This is a genomic window from Intrasporangium sp. (assembly GCF_030452765.1).
GTDB lineage: Bacteria > Actinomycetota > Actinomycetes > Actinomycetales > Dermatophilaceae > Intrasporangium_A.
In genome coordinates this window covers 1-19,864 of record NZ_JAKDLO010000079.1, presented here as the reverse complement: position 1 = coordinate 19,864, position 19,864 = coordinate 1, and the positions used below count along the sequence as shown (strand labels likewise).

Here is a 19,864-nt window from a genome sequence, read left to right as displayed (position 1 = left end):
TGGTGTCGTGTTGGGCGCTTCGGCACCAACAATCCCGCCGGGGCTGGAAAGTTGGAGGCAAGGGTCCGGGCACCACGCCGAACGGCCCCTTGGACTGGTCAGCGCTGGACGGCGCCGACGGCCCGCCCCGCCTCGGCGACCGCGGCGTCGCGGAAGCCGTTGACCTCCTCGGTCGTGAGGGTCCGGTCGGGCGCGCGGAAGGTGAGCCGGTAGGCGAGCGACTTGTGGCCCGAGCCGACCTGCTCCCCCTCGTAGACGTCGAAGAGCGTGACGACCTCGAGGTCCGGGCCGGCCCCCCGCCGCAGCGCGGCCTCGACCTCCGCAGCCGCCACGGAGGCGTCGACCAGGAGCGCGACGTCGGTCATCGCCGGCGGGAACGTCGAGAAGTGCGCGGCTTGGACCGGCGCCTCGCTCGCCGCCGTCAGCACGTCCACGTCGAGCTCCGCCGCGACCGTCCGGGCCGGCAGGCCGAGAGCGGCCACCACCTTCGGGTGCAGCTCCCCGGCATGCCCGACGAGGGTGCCGTCCGGCAGCGAGACCCGGGCACACCGACCGGGGTGCCACGGCGCATGGTCGGGGTCGTTCGCGACGAGCACCGGCACCGCCAGCGCCGCAGCGACCGTCTCGACGGCTGCGACGGCATCGCTCCAGTCGACCGGACGACCAGGTCCCCACCAGCCGGCCTGCTCCGCGAGCCCGCACGCGAGCAGCGCGGCGCGGCGCGGCTGGTCGGGGACGGCGGCATACAGGCCGGTGAGGGTGTCGGGATCGGGGCGGGTCGTGACGCCCGGGATCGGTGCCGTGCCGATCGGCCCGTGCGGTCGGTAGACGAGCCCGAGCTCGTAGAGCGCGACGTCCTTGTGCCCACGGGCGACGTTGCGGCGCAGCGCGTCCACGAGGCTGCCGAGCACCATCGTCCGCAGCAGCGGACGCTCCTCGGAGATCGGGTTGGCCAGGCGCACGGCGAGGCGGCGGTCGTCGGCGGCGGGCAGCATGAGCTCGTCCGCGAGGGTCTCGGACACGAACGGGTAGGTCAGCACCTCCGTGCCACCCGCCCCGGCCAGCGCGTCGGCGACGACGCGGCGCACGTGCTGGCCATGCGTGAGGCCATGCCCCTGCGACGGGGTCGGGACGACCGACGGGATCAGGTTGTACCCGTCGATCCGGGCGACCTCCTCCGCGTAGTCGGGACCGTCCACGAGGTCGGGACGCCACGACGGCGCGGTGACGAGTACGTGCGTCTCGTCGGTGCCCTCCCCGCCCTCGTCGATGGTGCAGCCGAGGTGCGAGAGGATCTCGAGAACCCGCTCACGCGAGTAGTCGACACCGACGATCCGCGCGGGCTCGGTCACATCGAGCAGGTATGCCGCTCGCGGCCTCGTGTGGTCCACGTCCGTCACCCCGTCGTCCACCCTGCCGCCGCCGTGGCGAACGAGCAGGTCGACGGCGAGCTGGGCCGCGGCGGGTGCGAGCTGTGGGTCGACGCCGCGCTCGAAGCGCTTCGAGGCCTCGGTGACGAGCTTGTGCCGACGTGACGAGCGCGCCACGGTGGTCGGGTCGAAGTGGGCCGCCTCGATCAGGACGTTGGTCGTCGAGTCGTCGACCTCGGACGACGCGCCGCCCATGACGCCGGCGATGGCCAGCAGGTGCTCGCCGCCGTCGGTGACGAGCAGGTCCTGCGGGTCGAGGGCGCGTCCGACGTCGTCGAGGGTCGTCAGCCGCTCCCCCTCGCGGGCCCGACGCACGACGATCGATCCGGACAGCTTGTCGACGTCGAAGGCGTGCAGCGGCTGGCCGACCGCGAGCATGACGTAGTTCGTCACGTCGACGGCGAGCGAGATGGGCCGCATCCCCACCTGGGTCAGGCGCCTGCGCATCCACGGCGGCGAGGGCCGCGACGCATCGATGCCGCGGACGATCCGGGCGACGTAGCGGTCGCAGCCGGCGACGCCGTCGATCGGCGCGTCGTCGTCGAGGACAACCTGGTAGCCGGAGTCGTCGGCGGCGGCGGTCTCGACGAGGGCGGGGTCGCGGTAGCCCCCGTCAACGCTACCCCGGGAGTGCCAGTACTCGCGGGCCAGACCCCGGACCGAGAAGCAGTAGCCGCGGTCGGGCGTGACGTTGGCCTCGATCGTCTCCTCGCCCAGGTCGAGCAGCGCCATCGCGTCGTCGCCCGGCTTGAGGCCGGCCACCTCGTCCGTGCCGAGGAGCCGCGCCAGCCCGACGATCCCGTCGTGGTCGTCGCCGATGCCGAGCTCGTCCTCGGCGCAGATCATGCCGTTGGACACCCGGCCGTATGTCTTGCGGGCCGAGATCTCGAAGCCGCCCGGCAGCACTGCACCCGGCAGCACGACCACCACGAGGTCGCCGACCTCGAAGTTCGTTGCGCCGCAGACGATCTCCTGGTCCTTGCCCTCGGTGAGCCGCTGCCCGTGCTGGCCGACGTCGACGACGCAGTAGCGGATCGTCCTGCCGTTCCTCTGCACCTGCTCGTCGATCTGCAGGACGCGGCCGACGACGAGCGGACCGGTGATGTCACCGCCGTGCAGGTCCTCCTCCTCGATCCCGACCGAGACGAGGGCGGCGGCGACCTGCGCGCCGGTCACCCCGTCGGGGACGTCGGTGTACTCGGCGAGCCAGCGCAGCGGCATACGCATCGGTCAGACCTCCATGCCGAACTGCTGGGAGAAGCGGACGTCACCCTCGACCATCTCGTGCATCCCCTGCACGCCGTGGCGCAGCATCAGCGCGCGCTCGATGCCGAGGCCGAAGGCGAAGCCGGAGTAGACCTCGGGGTCGATGCCGCAGGCGCGCAGCACCTTGCGGTTGACCATGCCGGAGCCGCCGAGCTCGATCCAGCCGGAGCCACCACAGGTACGACACTGCACGGCGCTGCCGCCAGCATCGATGGAACCAGCGCCGTGGCAGGCGAAGCAGACGAAGTCGGTCTCCATCGAGGGCTCGGTGAACGGGAAGTATGACGCTCTCACCCTCGTGCGCGTCCCCGCCCCGAACATGATCTGCACGAACGCGTCGATCGCTCCGCGCAGGTGCGCCATGGTCAGGCCCGCATCGATCGCGAGGCACTCGATCTGGTGGAAGACGGGCGTGTGGGTCGCGTCGAGCTCGTCGGTGCGGAACACCTTGCCCGGAGCGACGACGTAGATCGGCGGCTCCTTCTCGAGCATGGTGCGGATCTGGACCGGGGAGGTGTGTGTGCGCAGCACGAGGCCCGAGTCGACCGGGTCGAGGAAGAAGGTGTCCTGCATCTGCCGGGCCGGGTGGTCCGGGCCGAGGTTGAGGGCGTCGAAGTTGAGCCACTCGGCCTCGAGCTCGGGGCCCTCGGCCACCTCCCAGCCCATGCCCACGAACGAGTCGGCGAGGCGCTGGGCGACGAGCTCGATCGGGTGCCGGGCGCCGAGCGGCCGGCGCAGGGTCGGCACGGTGACATCGACGCGCTCCTCGACGAGGATCCGCGAGTCACGCTCGGCCTCGAGCTGCGCCTGCCGGGCCGCGATGGCCTGCCCGACCCGGCCTCGGGCCTGGCCGACCCGCTTGCCGGCCTCGGCCTTGGCGCTCGGGGGCAGGGCACCGATCTCGCGGTTGGCGAGGGCGAGCGGGCTCTTCTCGCCCTGGTGCGCGATCCGGGCGGCCTTGAGCCCCTCGAGTGACGACACCGCGGCGATGGCCCTCAGTGCGTGCGCGACGGCAGCATCGACGGCGGCCGGCTCGAGCGCGGCGACCTCGACCGGGTCGTAGTTGGTGTTCGGTCCTGACATGGGTGGCGGGTCGCTGCTCTCGTGGGCGGGTCTCGGGACGGGCGCACCCGCCCGGATCATGAGCAGCGGGTGAACACCGACCAGTGTAGGGGGCGCCCGCGAACCGACTCCCGGCCCGGTCAGAGCGGGTCAGGCCCGGTCAGGCCCGGTCGGGGAGGAAGTCGGGAATGCTGGCCGGCAGCCGCACCGTGAACCTGGCTCCCCCGCTGTCGGACTCGCCCACGGAGACGGTGCCGTCGTGCGCCTCGACGAAGCCTCGCACGACATACAGTCCCAGACCCGTCGTCGTCGTGTCGGCGCCGTGCCAGAACCGGTCGAAGACCCGCTCCCGATCCTCCGGGAGGACCCCGTCTCCGGTGTCATCGACATGGACGACCACTCCGGCCGGCTCCCCGCCGTCCCGCTCGAGGGTGACCGTGATGTTGCCACCACCGTGCAGACTGGCGTTCTCGATGAGGTTGAAGAAGACCTGCTCGAGCCGGTCCGCGTCGGCCCACAGCTCCGGCACGCCCTCCTCGCGGGCGCGGCGGCCGAGCCGGAGGGTGAGCTGGCCCTTGCGGGACAGCTCGTGCCGCACGACGTGGCGCCGCAGCAGGTCCTCGAGGTCGACCGGCCCGCGTCGGAGGGCCAGCCGGTCGGCGTCGAGGCGGGAGATGTCGAGCAGCTCGCCGATGAGGCGGGTCAGCCGACTCGCGTCCGACTGGATCGTCTCGATCATCAGGCGCTTCTGCTCGTCGGTGAAGCGGTCCCAGCGACGCAGGAGACTGTTCGTGAAGCCGGCCACCGAGGTGAGCGGTGCACGCAGCTCGTGGGCGACGGTCGCGAGGACGGTCGCGCTGTCGCGCTCGGCGCGCTGCCTGGCTTGGGCGTCGCGCAGGCCGACGAGCACCCGCTCGAGGCGGCCGCCACGCTCGGTGCGTGCGTAGCGCGCGGTCACGAGCAGGTCGCGCCCGTCCGGGCCGACCAGGAGCTTCTCGCGGTGGCCGGTGCGAGTCGGAAGTCCGTCCCACGGGTCCGTGTGGGCCCACCAGTCATGTCCCGCCTTGTCGGCCAGGGGCAGGGCCTCCCGGACGGGTCGTCCGAGGAGGTCGTCGCGGGCCGCGCCGAGGACGCGCAGGGCCTCGGTGTTGACGAACCGGATCACCTGGTCGGCCCCGACGACGACGAGGCCGTCGGGCAGCAGCTCGGCCATGGCGTCCACGGGCATCGCGGTGGCCGCATCGGACGGCAGCGAACGCTGGTGGGCCATGCCCCGCAGGATAGCGACGGCGGGCCGGGCGTGCCTCTCAGCGCCGGCCCAGACGGCGCGCCTCGGCCGAGGCGTAGAGGCACAGCGTGGCGGCCATGGCGAGGTTGAGCGACTCGGCCAGGCCATGGATGGGCACGCGCACGACGTCATCGCACTGGGCGCGTATCTGCTCGGGCAGACCCCACGCCTCGTTGCCCATCACCCAGGCGTGGGCACCGCGCAGGTCGGCGTCCGGCAGCGGGGTCGGGCCGGACCCGTCGGCGGCCAGCCGCCTGACCCCTCGTGCCGCAAGAGAGGCGAGGATCCGGCCGACCGGGACGCCGACGACGAGAGGCAGGTGGAAGATCGAGCCGGCGCTCGCGCGGACCACCTTGGGCGCGTAGACGTCGACGCTCGCGTCGCTGACGACGACGAGATCGGCGCCCGCGGCGTCGGCCGCGCGGATGACCGTGCCCGCGTTGCCGGGGTCGCGCACATGAGTCAGCACGCACACGATCGGATCGGGCGCCAAGGCGCCCAGAGCGTCCTCGAGCGTGAGCCCGGCTCGGCTGCATACGGCCAGGATCCCCTGGGGCGTCTGGGTCTGCGCCATGGCGGCGAGCACGTCGGGGCTCACCTGGTGCACGTGCAGCCCGGCGGCGGCGGCCCCCTCGACGATGGCGGTATGCCGCTGCGCGGCCGGCCCGGTCAGGTAGAGCTCGCGCACGTGGCCCGGTCGGTGTGCGACCGCTTCGCGGACCGCCTGCGGCCCCTCGGCGAGGAAGAGCCCGGTGCGGGAGCGCACCGAGCGCCGCGACAGCGCCCGCACCGACCTGACCCGGTCGGAACGCAGGTTCGTCAGCATGGGTGTCGCGGCGCTCGGTGGGTGGTCACCGAAGGCCCAGCCTGGCTCAGGCGCTCTGGGCGGCGGCGCTCTGCTGGGCCGGCACGTTGGCTCTGGCGACCTCGACGAGGGCCGCGAAGGCCGTGGCGTCGTTGACCGCGAGGTCGGCCAGGATCTTGCGGTCGACCTCGATGCCGCCGGCGCGCAGGCCCTGCATGAACCGGTTGTAGGTCATGCCGTTGGCGCGGGCCGCGGCGTTGATGCGCTGGATCCAGAGGCGACGGAAGTCACCCTTACGGGCGCGCCGGTCGCGGTAGGCGTAGCCGAGCGAGTGGGTGACCTGCTCCTTGGCCTTGCGATAGAGCCTCGAGCGCTGACCGCGGTAACCGCTCGCCCGCTCGAGGACGACGCGACGCTTCTTCTGGGCGTTGACCGCCCGCTTCACGCGTGCCACGTGAATACTCCTTCATTGGTGCTGAGCGGGGCTCGGGACGGGCCGTCGAGCTCAGCGAGTGCTGGTCGGATGGGGACTCGGGCTCACTTGCCGAGGAGCTTCTTGACTCTCTTGGTGTCGGCTGGGGCGACCTCGACGTCGCCTGCGATGCGGCGCATGTACCGGGAGGACTTGTGCTCGAGCAGGTGGCGACCGCCGGCCTGCTCACGCATGACCTTGCCCTTGCCGGTGATCCGGAAGCGCTTCTTCGCACCGCTGTGGGTCTTCATCTTCGGCATGGGGGCCGATCTCCTTCGTTCGTGCCAGGCGTGCGTGGGCACACCGGCTGGTCAGGGACGGGGCGCCAGCGCTCCCGCCCGGGTCACTCCGCAGCGCTCGCCTGCGGCGCTCGCGCGGACTGCTGGGCCGCAGCGTCGCGGGCGCGTCGTTGCTCCGCCTTCGCCTCGGACTTCTTCTTCGTGGGGGCGATCACCATGATCATGTTGCGGCCGTCCTGCTTCGGTGCCGACTCGATGTAGCCGAGCTCGGTGATGTCGGTCGCGAGCCGTTCGAGCAGGCGCCGACCGAGCTCCGGACGGGACTGCTCCCGGCCCCGGAACATGATGGTCACCTTGACCTTGTCACCAGCTCGCAGGAACCTCTCGACGTGGCCCCGCTTGGTGCCGTAGTCGTGCGGGTCGATCTTCGGTCGGAGCTTGATCTCCTTGATGACCGTGTTGACCTGGTTCTTGCGGGCCTCCCGGGCCTTCACGGCGGCTTCGTACTTGTACTTGCCGAAGTCCATGAGCTTGGCGACAGGCGGCTTGGCCATGGGTGCCACCTCAACGAGGTCGAGGCCCGACTCGTCGGCGAGGCGAAGCGCGTCCTCGACGCGCACGATACCGACCTGCTCACCGTTCGGCCCGACGAGGCGCACTTCCGGGACCCGGATGCGCTCGTTGATGCGAGGATCGCTGATGTGGTGCTCCTAAGTTCGTTGGTGTCGACCTGACCAGCAACGCGAAAAGGCTCCCCGCGCGTACACGAGGAGCCCTGGCGATCCCTTGGTGACGTATGCCGCGTGGTTCCTGAGCGCCATACGGCACAGTGGGTGTCCGGCTGGACACGTCACTGCGCGGACCGGACCCGGCAACCGTATGGTCGACGCGGGTGGAAGCGGGGCTCCTCTTGCACACCGCCTCCGGCTCACCGATGTCGAGTCGGCACGTCGGCGACGGCTGGTCAGAACTCAAGGATAGCAGCGGGCCGAACCTGCTCCGAATCGGCATCCGGCACGGCAGGCGTGCGCCGGCTCATGAGCATGCCGAGTCCGGCCACCCCGAGGCCGACGGTCGACACGACGAGAAACCCCCACTGCCAGCCGCCCCGGTCGATCGCGACTCCGGCGACCGGCGCCCCGAAGGCCGCCCCCGCGGTCATGGCCGAACCGTGCCACCCCATCATCTCGCCCCGGAACCGTTCCGGCACGACGCGGCTCAGGTGCTCGACCGTCGCCGTGATGGTGGGGGCACACAGCAGGCCGGAGACGGTGATGAGCACCGCGAAGCTCGGCACGCTGGTCGCCGCCGCGAGCGGCATCGTGACGACCGCGAGAGCGGCGAGCAGCCAGTAGACCGAGATCGAGCGCTCCCAGGCGCCGTAGAGCAGACCGCCGACGAACGAGCCAAGCCCCCAGAGCGTGAGGACCCAGCCGATCGAGCCCGTGCGGCCGAAGTCGCGCAGCGCCGCGACGACACCGACGTCGGTGCCGGTCAGCACGATCGTGGCCGCCATCGCGGCGACGTAGACGGCAGCGACCGGTGCCGTGATGAAACCCCGGAAGGCGCGCCGGGCCGGCCGGAGCACGACCGGCTGCGGCGAGTCCGGAGCTGGGGCGATCGGCACCCCGCCCGCCGGCTGGCCCGTCTGCACCGCGGCGCGGTCGCCGGGCCCCTCCCGCAGGGGCGGGTTGTAGGCCCACAGGACCAGCCCGACGAGGACTGCGGCCATCTGACACGCGAGCAGCGCCCAGCCGGTGTGCCACGCCGTCGCGAGCCACACACCGACCGCCGGGCCGACCATGAAGGACAGCTCGGCGGTGACCGAGTCGAGCGAGAGCGCGGTGCGCCGCTGAGCCTGCGGGACGGAGCGCAGGATGACCTGTCGCAGGATCGAGAAGGTCGGCACCGCGAAGAGGCCGGCGAGCGCGGCGAGGGCCAACAGCGGTGCGTAGTCGACCCATGGGGCGATCGACCAGCAGACGGCTTGGACGACGAGCGATGGCGCGACGGTGCGGCGCAGTCCGATCCGGTCCAGCAGCCGCCCCCGCCACGGCCCGGAGATCGCGAGCGCGACGGTCGCCGCCGCCGTGAGAAGGCCGGCCTGGCTGTAGCTGCGGTCCAGGTGCGCCACGACGTGAAGGGTCAGCAGGACCTCACCAGCCCACATCGGCACCCTGATCAGGAACCCGAGCACGAGGATGCGCCTCAGGTCAGGCACGCGCAGCACGTGTCGGTAGGGGCGCAGGTCCATCCCCACAGAGTCCCATCGCGGTCCGCAATGGGTCATCCGGGTTTTCCCGAGGAGAGCGGGGGCTGCGCTGCGAGAAGACCTTGTCCGCGCGGGCGAAGCAGGGAAGGGTGGGGTCATGGCGCGACCCACCGGCAGACCAGAGCTTCCTGCGGCCCCCGACCCCGCGGCGCCGCAGGACATCCGCAACGTCGTCCTCGTCGGCCCAGGGGGTGCGGGCAAGACCACCCTGTTCGACCACCTCGTCGCAGCGCGAGTCCCCGGGCACCGTCCCCGCGAGGGTGAGCACGAACGCTCCACCGCCATCACGACCGCCGCCCTCGACAGCAACGGCGTGACGGTCAACCTCATCGACACGCCGGGCTTCCCCGACTTCATCGGCGAGCTGCGCGCCGGGCTGCGCGCCGCCGACGCCGCCGTCTTCGTCATCTCGGCCGCAGACGAGATCGACCGCCCCGTCTCCCTGCTGTGGCGCGAGTGCGCCTCGATCGCCATGCCCCGGGCCGTCGTGGTGACCCACCTGGACCAGCCGAGAGCCGACTTCGCCCAGACCGTCGAGACGTGCCGGCGGGTCTTCGGTGACGCACGCCCCACGCACTGGCCGGTCCTCGCCGACGGCGACATCGGCTCGATCGTCGGCCTGCTGACGGGTGCCTCCGACGAGCACGACAGCGCTCGAGGCGAGCTCATCGAGTCGATCATCGAGCAGTCCGAGGACGCCACGTTGCTCGACCGCTACCTCGAGGGCGAGCAGCTCGACACGGACACGCTGATCTCCGACCTGCGCACGGCGATCAACCGCGGCAGCTTCTTCCCCATCGTGCCGGTCGCTCCCCGTGGCGACGTCGGGATCCCGGAGCTGCTCAGCATCATCGAGAACGCCTTCCCCGACCCGAGCGCCTCGTGGATGCCCCCGGTCCACACGCCCGTCGGCGCCGCGGTCCCGGACGTGCGCTGCGAGCTCGAGGCACCGCTCGTCGCGCAGGTCATCAAGACCTCGACCGACCCGTACGTCGGGCGGCTCTCGCTCGTGCGCATCTTCTCCGGCCGTCTCGAGGTGGACCAGAGCGTGCACGTGTCGGGCCACATGGGCGACTTCGTCGGGCACGACGTCGTGGCCCACGGCGCACACGACGAGGATGAGCGGGTCGGGCCGCTGGCGAGCCCGCTCGGCGACGGTCACCGGCCGGTCTCGCACGGGATCGCCGGCGACATCATCCTGGTTTCGAAGCTCTCGCGCGCCGAGACGTCGGACACCCTGTCCTCGACCGACCGCCCGACGGTCGTCGCGCCATGGCTGCTGCCGGAGCCGCAGCTGCCCGTCGCGATCAGGGCCGCGACGAAGACCGACGAGGACAAGCTCGCCAGTGCCCTGCAGCGGATCGCCGCCGAGGACGTCACCGTCCGGATGGAGCACGCGGCCGACACCGACCAGATGGTGCTCTGGACGATGGGCCAGGCTCACCTCGACGACCTCATCGCGCAGCTGGCCGACCGGTACGGCGTGACGGTCAGCGCCGAACCCCACCGCACGGCGCTGCGCGAGACCTTCGTGCGCAAGGTGTCGGTGCAGGGCAGGCACGTCAAGCAGTCCGGCGGGCACGGGCAGTATGCCGTGTGCCAGATCGAGGTGGAGCCGCTCCCGCGTGGAGCGGGTTTCGAGTTCGTCGACAAGGTCGTCGGCGGCTCGGTTCCCCGCCAGTTCATCCCGTCGGTCGAGAAGGGAGCCCGAGCCCAGCTCGAGAAGGGACTGCTCACGGGGCACCCGGTCGTCGACGTGAGGGTCACGCTGGTCGACGGGAAGGCGCACTCGGTCGACTCCTCCGACGTCGCGTTCCAGACCGCCGCGGCGCTCGCCTTGAAGGAGGCGGCGAACGAGTCGACGATGGCGTTGCTCGAGCCGATCGACAGCGTCTCGATCACGACCGCCGACGAGTACCTCGGCTCGGTCATGTCCGACCTGCGCGGCCGGCGGGGCCAGGTCGTGGGCACCGAGCCGGCCGAGGAGGCCGGGTGGACGGTGGTACGCGCCGAGGTGCCCGCCGCGGAGCTCTCCCGCTACCCGATCGACCTGCGGTCCGTCTCGCACGGCACGGGGTCGTTCACGCGAGTGCCGTTGCGGCACGACCTGCTGCCGCCCGACAAGGTCAAGGCGCTGCTCGCCTCGCCCTAGCGGCGATCACCCACCACGCCACGCGGGCCAGGACCAGAGCCGTGACGACGGCGCCCGCGATGTGCTCGGCGGTGCCGGTGGCCACGAACAGCAGCGCCATGGCCACCAGAACCGGGACGAGGTAGGTGAAGGCCACCAGGACGTAGCCGCCGAAGGAGGGCATCCGCACGCCGGCGCTGTCGGCGACCGCCTTGACCATGAAGTTCGGCCCGTTGCCGATGTACGTGACCGCCCCCCAGAAGACGGCCCCGGTACTGATGGCGACCAGGTACGGCTCGTAGACACCGGCCACCGACGGCTCGCCGCCGAGCTGCTGGGCCATCTCGAAGAAGGTCAGGTAGGTCGGGGCGTTGTCGAGCACGGAGGACAGTCCACCGGTGAAGAAGAAGAAGGTCAGCTCGTTGAGCGGCAGGGACGGCGCGACCTGTGCCAGGTAGCGCAGTGCCGGGATCATCGTCAGGAAGATCCCGATGAACAGGGCCGCGACCTCGAGGATCGGCCCCCAGCGGAAGCTGTTGTAGACGAACCGGGCCCGCTTGTCCCCGGTGTAGACCGACAGTGTCGCGACCGTGAGCAGGATCAGCTCCCGCCACGGGATCCACGCGCCGAGCTGGGCGTGGCCCTCCTCGATGGCGTGCAGGTCGACCGACGGGGCCAGGGCGACGGCGAGCACGACGACGGCCAGGTAGAGGAAGTGGATCCTGCCGACGAGCCCGAGCGGCTTCACCGCGGAGTCGTCCCACCGCCGCGCTTCTGGCGACTCCTGCGCGTAGAGCCGGTGGTCGAGGGCCCAGTAGGTGACCAGGAGCAGCCCGTTGACGAAGAGCCACTCCGGCACGAGATGCAGCGTCCACAGGAACGGGACCCCGCGCAGCATGCCGAGGAAGAGCGGCGGGTCACCCAGGGGGGTGAGCAGTCCGCCGCAGTTGGCCACGATGAAGATGCTGAAGATGACCGTGTGCACCCGGTACCGGCGCTCGGCGTTGGTGTTCAGCAGCGGGCGGATCAGCAGCATCGCAGCGCCGGTGGTGCCGATGACCGACGCCAGCGCCCCGCCGACGCCGAGGAAGATCGTGTTGGTGCGTGGGCTCGCGCGTAGGTCACCGGTCAGGTAGATACCACCGGAGACGACGAACAGCGCCAGTAGCAGGATGATGAACTGGGCGTACTCGACGAGCGAGTGGGCGACCGCCCAGCCCTGGCCGGCGACGAGGAACCACACCGCCACCGGCAGGCCCAGCACGAGCGAGACGAGCAGCTGGACACGCTGGCGCTCCCACAGCTCGCTGACCGCGCCCACCAGGGGAGCCACGGCGATGCAGCCCAACATCACGGCGAAGGGCGCCATCCCCCACCACTCGACACGCATCGGCCGCCTCCACAGAGTCGATTCCACGCCTGGCCCGAACCTAGCCGATCACCCGGTCGCCGGCACCGCGGCCGCCCCCGTGGGTCACCGCGACCGGTTCGGTCAAAGGCTTGACGGTGACTACCTTAGATCGAGTTCTCTGACTCGAGTACCCGATGTGAAGGAAGCTGAATGAGCCGCCGCCGCGTGAACAACCCACTGGCCCTCGCCGTGCTGTCCTGTCTCGGCGAGCGCCCGATGCACCCCTACGAGATCTCCTCGACATTGCGCCACCGGGGCAAGGAGCAGAGCATCAGGCTCAACTACGGCTCGCTCTACTCCGTCGTCGCCTCCCTCGAGAAGCACGGGCTGATCACGGCCCGGGAGAAGGTCCGGGCCGGCAACCGGCCCGAGCGGACCGTCTACGAGATCACGCAGGCAGGATCCGAGGAGTTCGAGGACTGGCTCTCCGAGCTGCTGAGCACCCCGTCCAACGACCCGTCCAGTCTCGAGTCCGCGCTGTCCCTGATCGCCGGGCTCCCCCCGGACGAGGCTGCCCGGCTGCTCGAGGAGCGCGTCAGCCGCCTCGATCTGGAGCTACGGGCCCTCGGCGCCTCGAACGACTGGTCGCGCGAGCAGGGCCTGCCCGAGATCTTCCTTGTCGAGAGCACCTTCCGTGAGGCGATGCTCGCCGCGGAGCGCGGCTACGCCGCCGAGCTCGCGGCCCAGATCCGCTCGAGCTCGCTGGGTGGCGTCAAGGTCTGGCGCCGCCTGCACGAGCTCCGCGCGGCCGGCACCCCGATGGAGGAGATCCTCGCTGACCCGGTGCGCCACCTCGGAGAGGAGGGACGAGTGCTCGGTGAGGGCCCCGCGGCGGCGCACACCGAGCGCACCGACGACGAACCCGGTCCCTGACCCATCAGAGAACCCATCACGAGAGCAATGACAAACCCCGGCCGTGCGCTGCAACGTCCGGCCGGGGCCGTCCTCGAGTCGGCCACCGCAGCGATCCGCGACAGGCACCCAAGGCACACCCTGAGCGTACGACACCGGTGCGACCGACTCCCACACCCCGGTGACCGCATGCCGGTCACCCCATCACCACTGGAGTCACCATGCACGACATCACGAGCTCACCTGCGGTCGTCGCCACCGACCTCGTCAAGACCTATCCCGTCAAGAGAGGGGTCCCGCCCCTGCGGGCCCTCGACGACCTCACCCTCGAGATCGCGCCGGGCGAGATCTTCGGGCTGCTCGGCCCGAACGGCGCCGGCAAGTCGACGACGGTCAAGATCCTCTCGACCCTCACGCGGGCCGACTCGGGCTGCGCGGCGGTCGCCGGCCACGACGTGCAGCGCGAACCCGACGCGGTGCGCCACGCCATCGGCCTGGTCTCGCAGAAGTCGAGCTCGGCGCCCATGATGACCGGCCGCGAGAGCCTGGTCATGACCGGGCGGATCCACGGGCTCCGCAGAGCGGATGCCCGCGACCGGGCCGACGAGCTCCTCGGCCGTTTCGGCCTAGCCGACGCGGCGGACCGCCTGACCAAGACGTACAGCGGCGGGATGAACCGCAAGCTCGACGTCGCCATCGGGCTCGTCAACCGCCCGGCGGTGCTCTTCCTCGACGAGCCGACGACCGGCCTTGACCCGGAGGCCCGGGCCGAGCTGTGGTCCGAGATCGAGCGTCTGGCATCCGAGGACGGCACGACCGTCCTGCTCACGACCCACTACCTCGACGAGGCGGACCATCTGACCGACCGGCTCGCCATCGTCGACCGCGGCCGCATCGTCGCCGCGGGCAGTCCGGACGAGCTCAAGCGGGAGCTGCGCGGCGACCGGGTCGTCATCGAGGTCGCCGACGCCGCGGCGGGCGCCCGGGCGGCAGAGCAGCTGTCCAGGCTCGTCACGCTCGTCGACCTCTCGCACGAGGGACGCGCGGTCCGGGCCCGCACCGACGAGGGCGCGAGCGTCATCCCCCTCGCCCTCGCCTCGCTCGAGCAGGCCGGCATCGAGGTCGCCTCGGCGACTGTCTCGCGGCCATCCCTCGACGACGTCTACCTGCGCCATGCCGGGCGGACGTTCGAGGAGGTGGCGCGATGAGCGCCGACCGACGCGAGGACCCGACCGAGCCCCAGCGAGGGAGGCCCGCAGCGGCGGGAAGAGGCGCGACAGTGGGCGTGAGCGCCGACCGACGCGAGGACCCGACCGAGCCCCAGCGAGGGAGGCCCGCAGCGGCGGGAAGAGGCGCGACAGTGGGCGTGAGCGCCGACCGACGCGAGGACCCGACCGAGCGCCGGCGAGGGAGGCCCACAGCGCCGGGAAGAGGCGCGGCAGTGGGCATGAGCACGCTCGTGACGCACTCGGCCCTCATGACGCGCCGGTCGGTCACCGCCCTGCTCCGGCAGCCGGCCTTCGTCCTGGTCACACTCATCCAGCCGGCCATCTGGCTGCTGCTCTTCGGGGCGCTGTTCGAGAAGGCGGTGCAGATCCCGGGCTTCGGCGCGGGCGGACGGTCCTACCTCGAGTACCTCACGCCGGGTGTCGTCGCGATGACCGCACTCTTCTCGGCGGCGTGGGCGGGCACCGTCTACATCGAGGACATGACCCTCGGCGTCATGGACCGCCTGCTCGCCTCGCCGGTGCGTCGGGGCGCCCTCATGAACGGCACGGTCGCCTACCAGAGCATCACCTCGATCGTGCAGACGCTCGTCATCATCGCGATCGCGTATGCCGCCGGGGCGCGGTTCGAGCGGCCGCTGGCCGGCATCGGCCTGACCCTCGTGGCGGCGGTGCTGCTCACGGTCGTCTTCGCCGCGCTGTCCAACGCGGTGGCCCTACTGACGCGGGAGCAGAACGCGCTGATCGGGGTCAGCCAGCTGCTCTCGCTGCCGCTCGCGTTCCTCTCGTCGGCGATCATGGACCCGCGGCTCGCACCGTCGTGGCTGCAGACCGTGGCGACGTACAACCCGCTCGACTGGGCGGTCGTGGTCAGCCGCGAGGCTCTGTCCGCGACGCCGGACTGGGCTGCGGTGTGGCCACGGCTCGGCGCCCTGGCCGGGCTCTCGATCGTGATGAGCTGGCTGGCGACACAGGCGTTCCGCGCCTACCAGCGGTCGGTCTGATCTGAAGGCTCGGACCGGATGGCTCCGCCCGGGATGCCGCTCGGCGGGCGCACGCAGCCCGCTGGGCGGCATCCGTCCTTCAGGAGATCAGCAAGCCTTCAGGAGATCAGCAACGAGAAGGCATGGATGAGCATCCCGATGAGGCCGCCGACGAGCGTGCCGTTGATCCGGATGAACTGCAGGTCGCGGCCGACCTGCAGCTCGACCCGTTCGGCGGTCTCCTTGCCGTCCCAGCGGTCGACCGTGTGGCTGATGACGTGGGTCAGCTCGGTGCCGTAGCGGTCGACGGCATAGACGACGGCATCGCAGATCCGGGAGTCGACGCGGTCGCGCAGGTCGCGGTCGGCCAGGAGCTTGTCGGCCAGCGCGTGCACCTCGCGGACCCCTCGGGCCCGCACCGGCCCGTCCGGGTCCTCCAAGGAGGCGATCGCCACACCGCGGAAGGACACCCACAGCGACATCGCCGTCGCGGGGACCTGCGGGTGGGACAGGACGCGTTCCTTGAGCCGCTCGGCCTTGTCCTGGGTGGCGGGGTCGTGCTGGAGGTTGTCGGCCAGGTCGATGAGCAGCTTGTCGAGAGCGATCCGTACCGAGTGGTGCGGGTCGGCCCGGATGTCGGCGAGCCACTTCAGCGCCTCGGTGTGGATCTTGCGGGCGACCAGGTCGTTGACGGCGTCCGGGACCCAGAGGGGGGCGCGCTGGATGATGAGCGCCTCGAACAGGTCTTCGTTGTCGACGAGCCAAGCCCGGCTCTCGTCGAGGACGAGGTCGACGAGACCGCGGTGCGCGTCGTCGCGGACGACCTGGTCGAGCAGGCCGCCGGCCAGCGCGCTGATCGGCTCGGCCTTCAGGCGCGGGATCACCGCCTGCTCGATGATGGCCTGGACGTCGGCGTCGGGGATGCGCTGCAGCGCGTGTGCCGTCACCGTGGCGACCTCGTCGACGAGCCGCTTCGCGTGCCCCGGCTGGCTGGCCCAGTCGGCGATGCGCCGGGTCGGCTCCGCGTCGAGCACGCGCTCGCGGATGATCTCCTCGCGCATGAAGTTCTCGGCGACGAACTCCTCGAGGCTGCGCCCGATCATCTCCTTCTTGCGCGGGATGAGTGCGGTGTGCGGGATCGGCAGGCCGAGGGGGTGCCGGAAGAGCGCGGTGACCGCGAACCAGTCTGCGCAGGCGCCGACCATCGAGGCCTCGGCGCCGGCGTTGACGAAGCCGAGGACGCCGCTCTCGTCACCGAAGGTGAGCAGGTAGACGATGGCGGCGAGGACGAGCAGGCCCGTCGCCACCATCCGCATCCGCCGCAGGTCGCGCCGCCGCTGGGCGTCGAGGGCCGGGTCCACCATGAGCCCGAGGGGTCCGCTCACGGCCACCTCCTGTCTGTCGGTCCTGGCCATGGGTGGCGGCAGGGCTCCGTCACCTCCCACCGTCCATCGTCGCCCTCGCCGGCGCGCTCAGCCGGCCGCCTCGAGTGCGAAGGCCAGCGCGTCGATCCTCGCACGTACCTGCTCGTCGGACGCGATCTGCTCCCCGAGCCGGGCCGCGATGGCGCTGATCTGCTCGGCCTGCAGCCCCGGATGCACACCGAGCACGACGCGCAGCAGACCCGCCCCGGCGGGCTCCCCCGCCTCGAGCCGGTGGGTCCGGACCGCCGGCTCGTCCCGGCAGGCCCGCTCGAGCGCCGACGCGACATCCGGATCGAGATGGCTCGGGTGCCAGGTGCGCTGCTCGGCCAGGGCCCACAGCATGCTCGAGCGCAGCACGACCGCGTGCGCGGACGCGACATCGAGCACGAGGACGTCACAGCCCTCGCCGACGGCGGCCCGGGCGGCGGCGACCGCAGGCACCGCGACGGGGCGGGCCGAGGCGTCCCACTCGGCGAGTGCAGCCAGCGAGGAGAACATCGGCAGCGCCCGGGAGCCGTCCGGGGCGGTGAGCGTGACCGTGGCCATCTCAGTCCTCGTGTCGGACACACCGGCCGACCCGGCCTGCTCGGTCAGCTCGGTCGCGACGGCGAGGACCGGGACGAGCCAGCGGGCGTCGGCGATCGCCCGCATCGCGGCGGACTCGGTCTCGGGCGTCGGTGCCTGCTCGAGGACTCGCAGGACCTCGACGAGACCGGGCGCCGCCTCGCCGGTGTCGCCCGAGAACCCGTGCGTCGGGATCGACTTGCCGGCCCAGGCCTGGCCCGCCGAGTCGGATGGCCCCCCGTCGGCGTCGACGTGGGGGAAGTCCCCCTCGGCCGGCCGGCCACGTCCCCCTGTCATGATCCCGGTCGCCCGGCGACGTCGAGCGCCTCGGGCAGCGTGAAGGCGCCCCGGTAGAGGGCCGAGCCGACGATGGCGCCCTCGACGCCGTCGCCGACGAGGCCTCGCAGGGTCGCGAGGTCCTCGAGGGTCGAGACGCCGCCCGAGGCGACGACCGGCCGGTCGGTGCGCGCGCAGACGTCCCGCAGGAGCGCGACGTTGGGACCCTGCAGCATCCCGTCCTTGTCGACGTCGGTCACGACGTAGCGCGCGCAGCCCTCGTCGTCGAGACGCTCGAGCGTCTGCCAGAGCTCACCACCGTCGCGGGTCCAGCCACGAGCTGCGAGCGTCGTGCCGCGCACGTCGAGCCCGATCGCGACGCGGTCGCCGTGCTCGGCGACGACCCACGCGGTCCACTCCGGGTCCTCGAGCGCGGCCGTGCCGATGTTGACCCGTCGGCAGCCGGTCGCGAGCGCCGCCCCGAGCGAGTCGGCGTCGCGGATACCCCCGGAGAGCTCGACCTTTATGTCGAGTCGACCGACGATCGAGTCGATGAGCGCCCTGTTGCTGCCTCGCCCGAACGCCGCGTCGAGGTCGACCAGATGCAGCCACTCGGCGCCTTGGTCCTGCCAGGCCTCGGCTGCCTGCCACGGGTCGCCGAACTCGCCGCCGCTGCCGGCGACGCCCTGGACGAGCTGCACGGCCCGCCCGGACGCGATGTCGACTGCGGGCAGGAGCTCGAGGCGAGGTTGGTCGGTCATGGGCTGGGTCTCCTGGTCGGTGAAGGGCAGGGGTCTGACGGAGGGGACAGGACGGGGGCCACGCTCACAGGCTGCCCACCCAGTTCTCGAGCAGGTGCAGCCCCGGATCGCCGGACTTCTCGGGGTGGAACTGGGTGGCCGTCAGGGGCCCGTTCTCGACCGCGGCGACAAACCGGGCCCCATGGTGCGCCCAGGTCACCACCGGGGCGACGACGGCGAAGGCTCCGGTGGCCTGCAGCGTCCAGGACTGGACGGCATACGAGTGGACGAAGTAGAAGCGCTCGGACTCGATGCCTGCGAAGAGGCGGGAGCCGGGGCCCACCTCGAGACCGGACCACCCCATGTGCGGAACGATGTCGGCCGGGAGGCGTGCGACGGTGCCGGGCCACTCCCCGAGGCCCTCGAGGGGGGCCACGGACGGCTCGGTCGACGCCTCGAACATGACCTGCATCCCGACGCAGATGCCAAGGACCGGCCTGCCCCCGGCGACGCGGCGGCCGATGATCCGTGGGCCGTGGGCCGCGGCGAGCCCGGCCATGCAGGCGTGGAAGTTGCCGACGCCGGGCACGAAGAGGCCGTCGGACTCGAGCGCGGCGTGCGGGTCCGCGGTGAGCTCCACGGCGGCGCCGACCCGCTCGAGGGCCCGTACGGCGGATCGGACGTTGCCGCTGCCGTAGTCGAGGACGACGACGCGAGGCCTCATCTCGGATCCGTTGCAGTCGGTGGGGTGACCATCTCAGAGCGCGCCCTTGGCGCTCGGGATCCCATGCACCCGTGGGTCGATCGCGACGGCCGCCCGCAACGCCCGCGCGACGGCCTTGAACTGGGCCTCGACGATGTGGTGCGGGTCGCGGCCGGCGAGGACCCGGACGTGCAGGCACAGGCCCGCGTTGTAGGCGAAGGACTCGAAGACGTGCCGGGTCATCGAACCGGTGAAGTGGCCGCCGATCAGGGCGTACTGCTGGCCCTCCGGCTCACCCTCGTGCACGACGTAGGGCCGGCCGGCGACGTCGACGACGGCGTGGCAGAGCGCCTCGTCGAGCGGGACCGTCGCGTCGCCGAAGCGCGAGATGCCCGCCTTGTCGCCGAGTGCCTGGCGCAGCGCCTGGCCGAGGACGATCGCGGTGTCCTCGACGGTGTGGTGCACGTCGACGCGGAGGTCACCCGTGGCCTTGACACTCAGGTCGATGAGGGAGTGCTTGGCGAGCGAGGCGAGCATGTGGTCGTAGAAGGGCACTCCGGTCGAGACGTCGGACTCGCCGGTGCCGTCGAGGTCGAGGGTCAGCTTGACCTGCGACTCGCGGGTGGTGCGGGTGATGGTGGCCGTGCGGCTCATGTCTCGCCTCCGGTCTCGGGGGTGCTCAGGTCTCGGGGGTGCTCGGGTCGGCGCTGCCGGTGTGCG

Annotated in this window: 18 protein-coding genes; 4 read left to right on the top strand and 14 right to left on the bottom strand. The window is 71.7% G+C overall.

Going from position 1 to position 19,864, the window contains the following annotated elements:
• Positions 1–98 precede the first annotated feature (98 nt).
• The 8 genes from pheT to L0H79_RS11515 all read right to left on the bottom strand — a co-directional run bounded on the left by pheT (position 99) and on the right by L0H79_RS11515 (position 8,816).
• The gene (gene pheT, locus L0H79_RS11550) at positions 99–2,657 is read right to left on the bottom strand and encodes a phenylalanine--tRNA ligase subunit beta (protein WP_301484755.1); all 2,559 of its coding nucleotides are present in this window, start codon (positions 2,655–2,657) and stop codon (positions 99–101) included.
• Between the two features lie 3 nt (positions 2,658–2,660).
• Positions 2,661–3,779: a phenylalanine--tRNA ligase subunit alpha gene (gene pheS / locus L0H79_RS11545; RefSeq protein WP_301484754.1), complete on the bottom strand. Its 1,119-nt coding sequence runs from the start codon at positions 3,777–3,779 to the stop codon at positions 2,661–2,663.
• A 139-nt stretch (positions 3,780–3,918) separates the two neighbouring features.
• Positions 3,919–5,028: an ATP-binding protein gene (locus L0H79_RS11540; RefSeq protein ID WP_301484753.1), complete on the bottom strand. Its 1,110-nt coding sequence runs from the start codon at positions 5,026–5,028 to the stop codon at positions 3,919–3,921.
• 37 nt (positions 5,029–5,065) lie between these two features.
• Positions 5,066–5,872, bottom strand: coding sequence for an RNA methyltransferase (locus tag L0H79_RS11535; RefSeq protein WP_301484752.1), 807 nt, complete (start codon positions 5,870–5,872; stop codon positions 5,066–5,068).
• Between the two features lie 46 nt (positions 5,873–5,918).
• Positions 5,919–6,305, bottom strand: coding sequence for a 50S ribosomal protein L20 (rplT, locus tag L0H79_RS11530; protein WP_301484751.1), 387 nt, complete (start codon positions 6,303–6,305; stop codon positions 5,919–5,921).
• An 83-nt stretch (positions 6,306–6,388) separates the two neighbouring features.
• Entirely contained in the window at positions 6,389–6,583 is a 195-nt protein-coding gene (rpmI, locus tag L0H79_RS11525; protein ID WP_301484750.1) for a 50S ribosomal protein L35, read from the bottom strand.
• An 83-nt stretch (positions 6,584–6,666) separates the two neighbouring features.
• Entirely contained in the window at positions 6,667–7,248 is a 582-nt protein-coding gene (gene infC / locus L0H79_RS11520) for a translation initiation factor IF-3 (protein ID WP_301484756.1), read from the bottom strand.
• Positions 7,249–7,526: 278 nt separating this feature from the next.
• Positions 7,527–8,816 carry an MFS transporter gene (locus tag L0H79_RS11515; RefSeq protein ID WP_301484749.1) on the bottom strand — a complete coding sequence of 430 codons (1,290 nt, stop codon included), beginning with the start codon at positions 8,814–8,816 and terminating at the stop codon, positions 7,527–7,529.
• A 115-nt stretch (positions 8,817–8,931) separates the two neighbouring features.
• Here L0H79_RS11515 and L0H79_RS11510 point away from each other — a divergent pair, with 115 nt between their 5' ends.
• The gene (locus L0H79_RS11510) at positions 8,932–10,986 is read left to right on the top strand and encodes an elongation factor G-like protein EF-G2 (RefSeq protein ID WP_301484748.1); all 2,055 of its coding nucleotides are present in this window, start codon (positions 8,932–8,934) and stop codon (positions 10,984–10,986) included.
• On the opposite strand, the gene L0H79_RS11505 is transcribed toward L0H79_RS11510, so the two are convergent.
• Positions 10,961–12,355, bottom strand: coding sequence for a sodium:proton antiporter (locus tag L0H79_RS11505; protein ID WP_301484747.1), 1,395 nt, complete (start codon positions 12,353–12,355; stop codon positions 10,961–10,963). The genes L0H79_RS11510 and L0H79_RS11505 overlap by 26 nt on opposite strands.
• A gap of 171 nt (positions 12,356–12,526) precedes the next feature.
• On the opposite strand from L0H79_RS11505, the gene L0H79_RS11500 reads away from it, so the two are divergent.
• From L0H79_RS11500 to L0H79_RS11490, 3 genes are all read left to right on the top strand, one after another.
• On the top strand, positions 12,527–13,249 hold the full coding sequence (locus L0H79_RS11500; RefSeq protein WP_301484746.1) for a PadR family transcriptional regulator: 723 nt from the start codon (positions 12,527–12,529) through the stop codon (positions 13,247–13,249).
• Between the two features lie 200 nt (positions 13,250–13,449).
• Entirely contained in the window at positions 13,450–14,436 is a 987-nt protein-coding gene (locus L0H79_RS11495) for an ATP-binding cassette domain-containing protein (RefSeq protein ID WP_301484745.1), read from the top strand.
• 239 nt (positions 14,437–14,675) lie between these two features.
• The gene (locus L0H79_RS11490; RefSeq protein ID WP_301484744.1) at positions 14,676–15,458 is read left to right on the top strand and encodes an ABC transporter permease; all 783 of its coding nucleotides are present in this window, start codon (positions 14,676–14,678) and stop codon (positions 15,456–15,458) included.
• Positions 15,459–15,556: 98 nt separating this feature from the next.
• Here the strand turns inward: L0H79_RS11490 and L0H79_RS11485 are convergent, their stop codons facing one another.
• The 5 genes from L0H79_RS11485 to hisB form a co-directional block, all read right to left on the bottom strand.
• Entirely contained in the window at positions 15,557–16,822 is a 1,266-nt protein-coding gene (locus L0H79_RS11485) for a DUF445 domain-containing protein (protein WP_301484743.1), read from the bottom strand.
• An 87-nt stretch (positions 16,823–16,909) separates the two neighbouring features.
• Positions 16,910–17,722 carry an SseB family protein gene (locus L0H79_RS11480; RefSeq protein WP_301484742.1) on the bottom strand — a complete coding sequence of 271 codons (813 nt, stop codon included), beginning with the start codon at positions 17,720–17,722 and terminating at the stop codon, positions 16,910–16,912.
• Positions 17,719–18,462: a bifunctional 1-(5-phosphoribosyl)-5-((5-phosphoribosylamino)methylideneamino)imidazole-4-carboxamide isomerase/phosphoribosylanthranilate isomerase PriA gene (priA, locus tag L0H79_RS11475; RefSeq protein WP_301484741.1), complete on the bottom strand. Its 744-nt coding sequence runs from the start codon at positions 18,460–18,462 to the stop codon at positions 17,719–17,721. The genes L0H79_RS11480 and priA overlap by 4 nt, the downstream gene beginning before the upstream one ends.
• Before the next feature lie 64 nt (positions 18,463–18,526).
• On the bottom strand, positions 18,527–19,165 hold the full coding sequence (hisH, locus tag L0H79_RS11470) for an imidazole glycerol phosphate synthase subunit HisH (RefSeq protein WP_301484740.1): 639 nt from the start codon (positions 19,163–19,165) through the stop codon (positions 18,527–18,529).
• Positions 19,166–19,198: 33 nt separating this feature from the next.
• Positions 19,199–19,798 carry an imidazoleglycerol-phosphate dehydratase HisB gene (gene hisB / locus L0H79_RS11465; protein WP_301484739.1) on the bottom strand — a complete coding sequence of 200 codons (600 nt, stop codon included), beginning with the start codon at positions 19,796–19,798 and terminating at the stop codon, positions 19,199–19,201.
• Positions 19,799–19,864 lie beyond the last annotated feature (66 nt).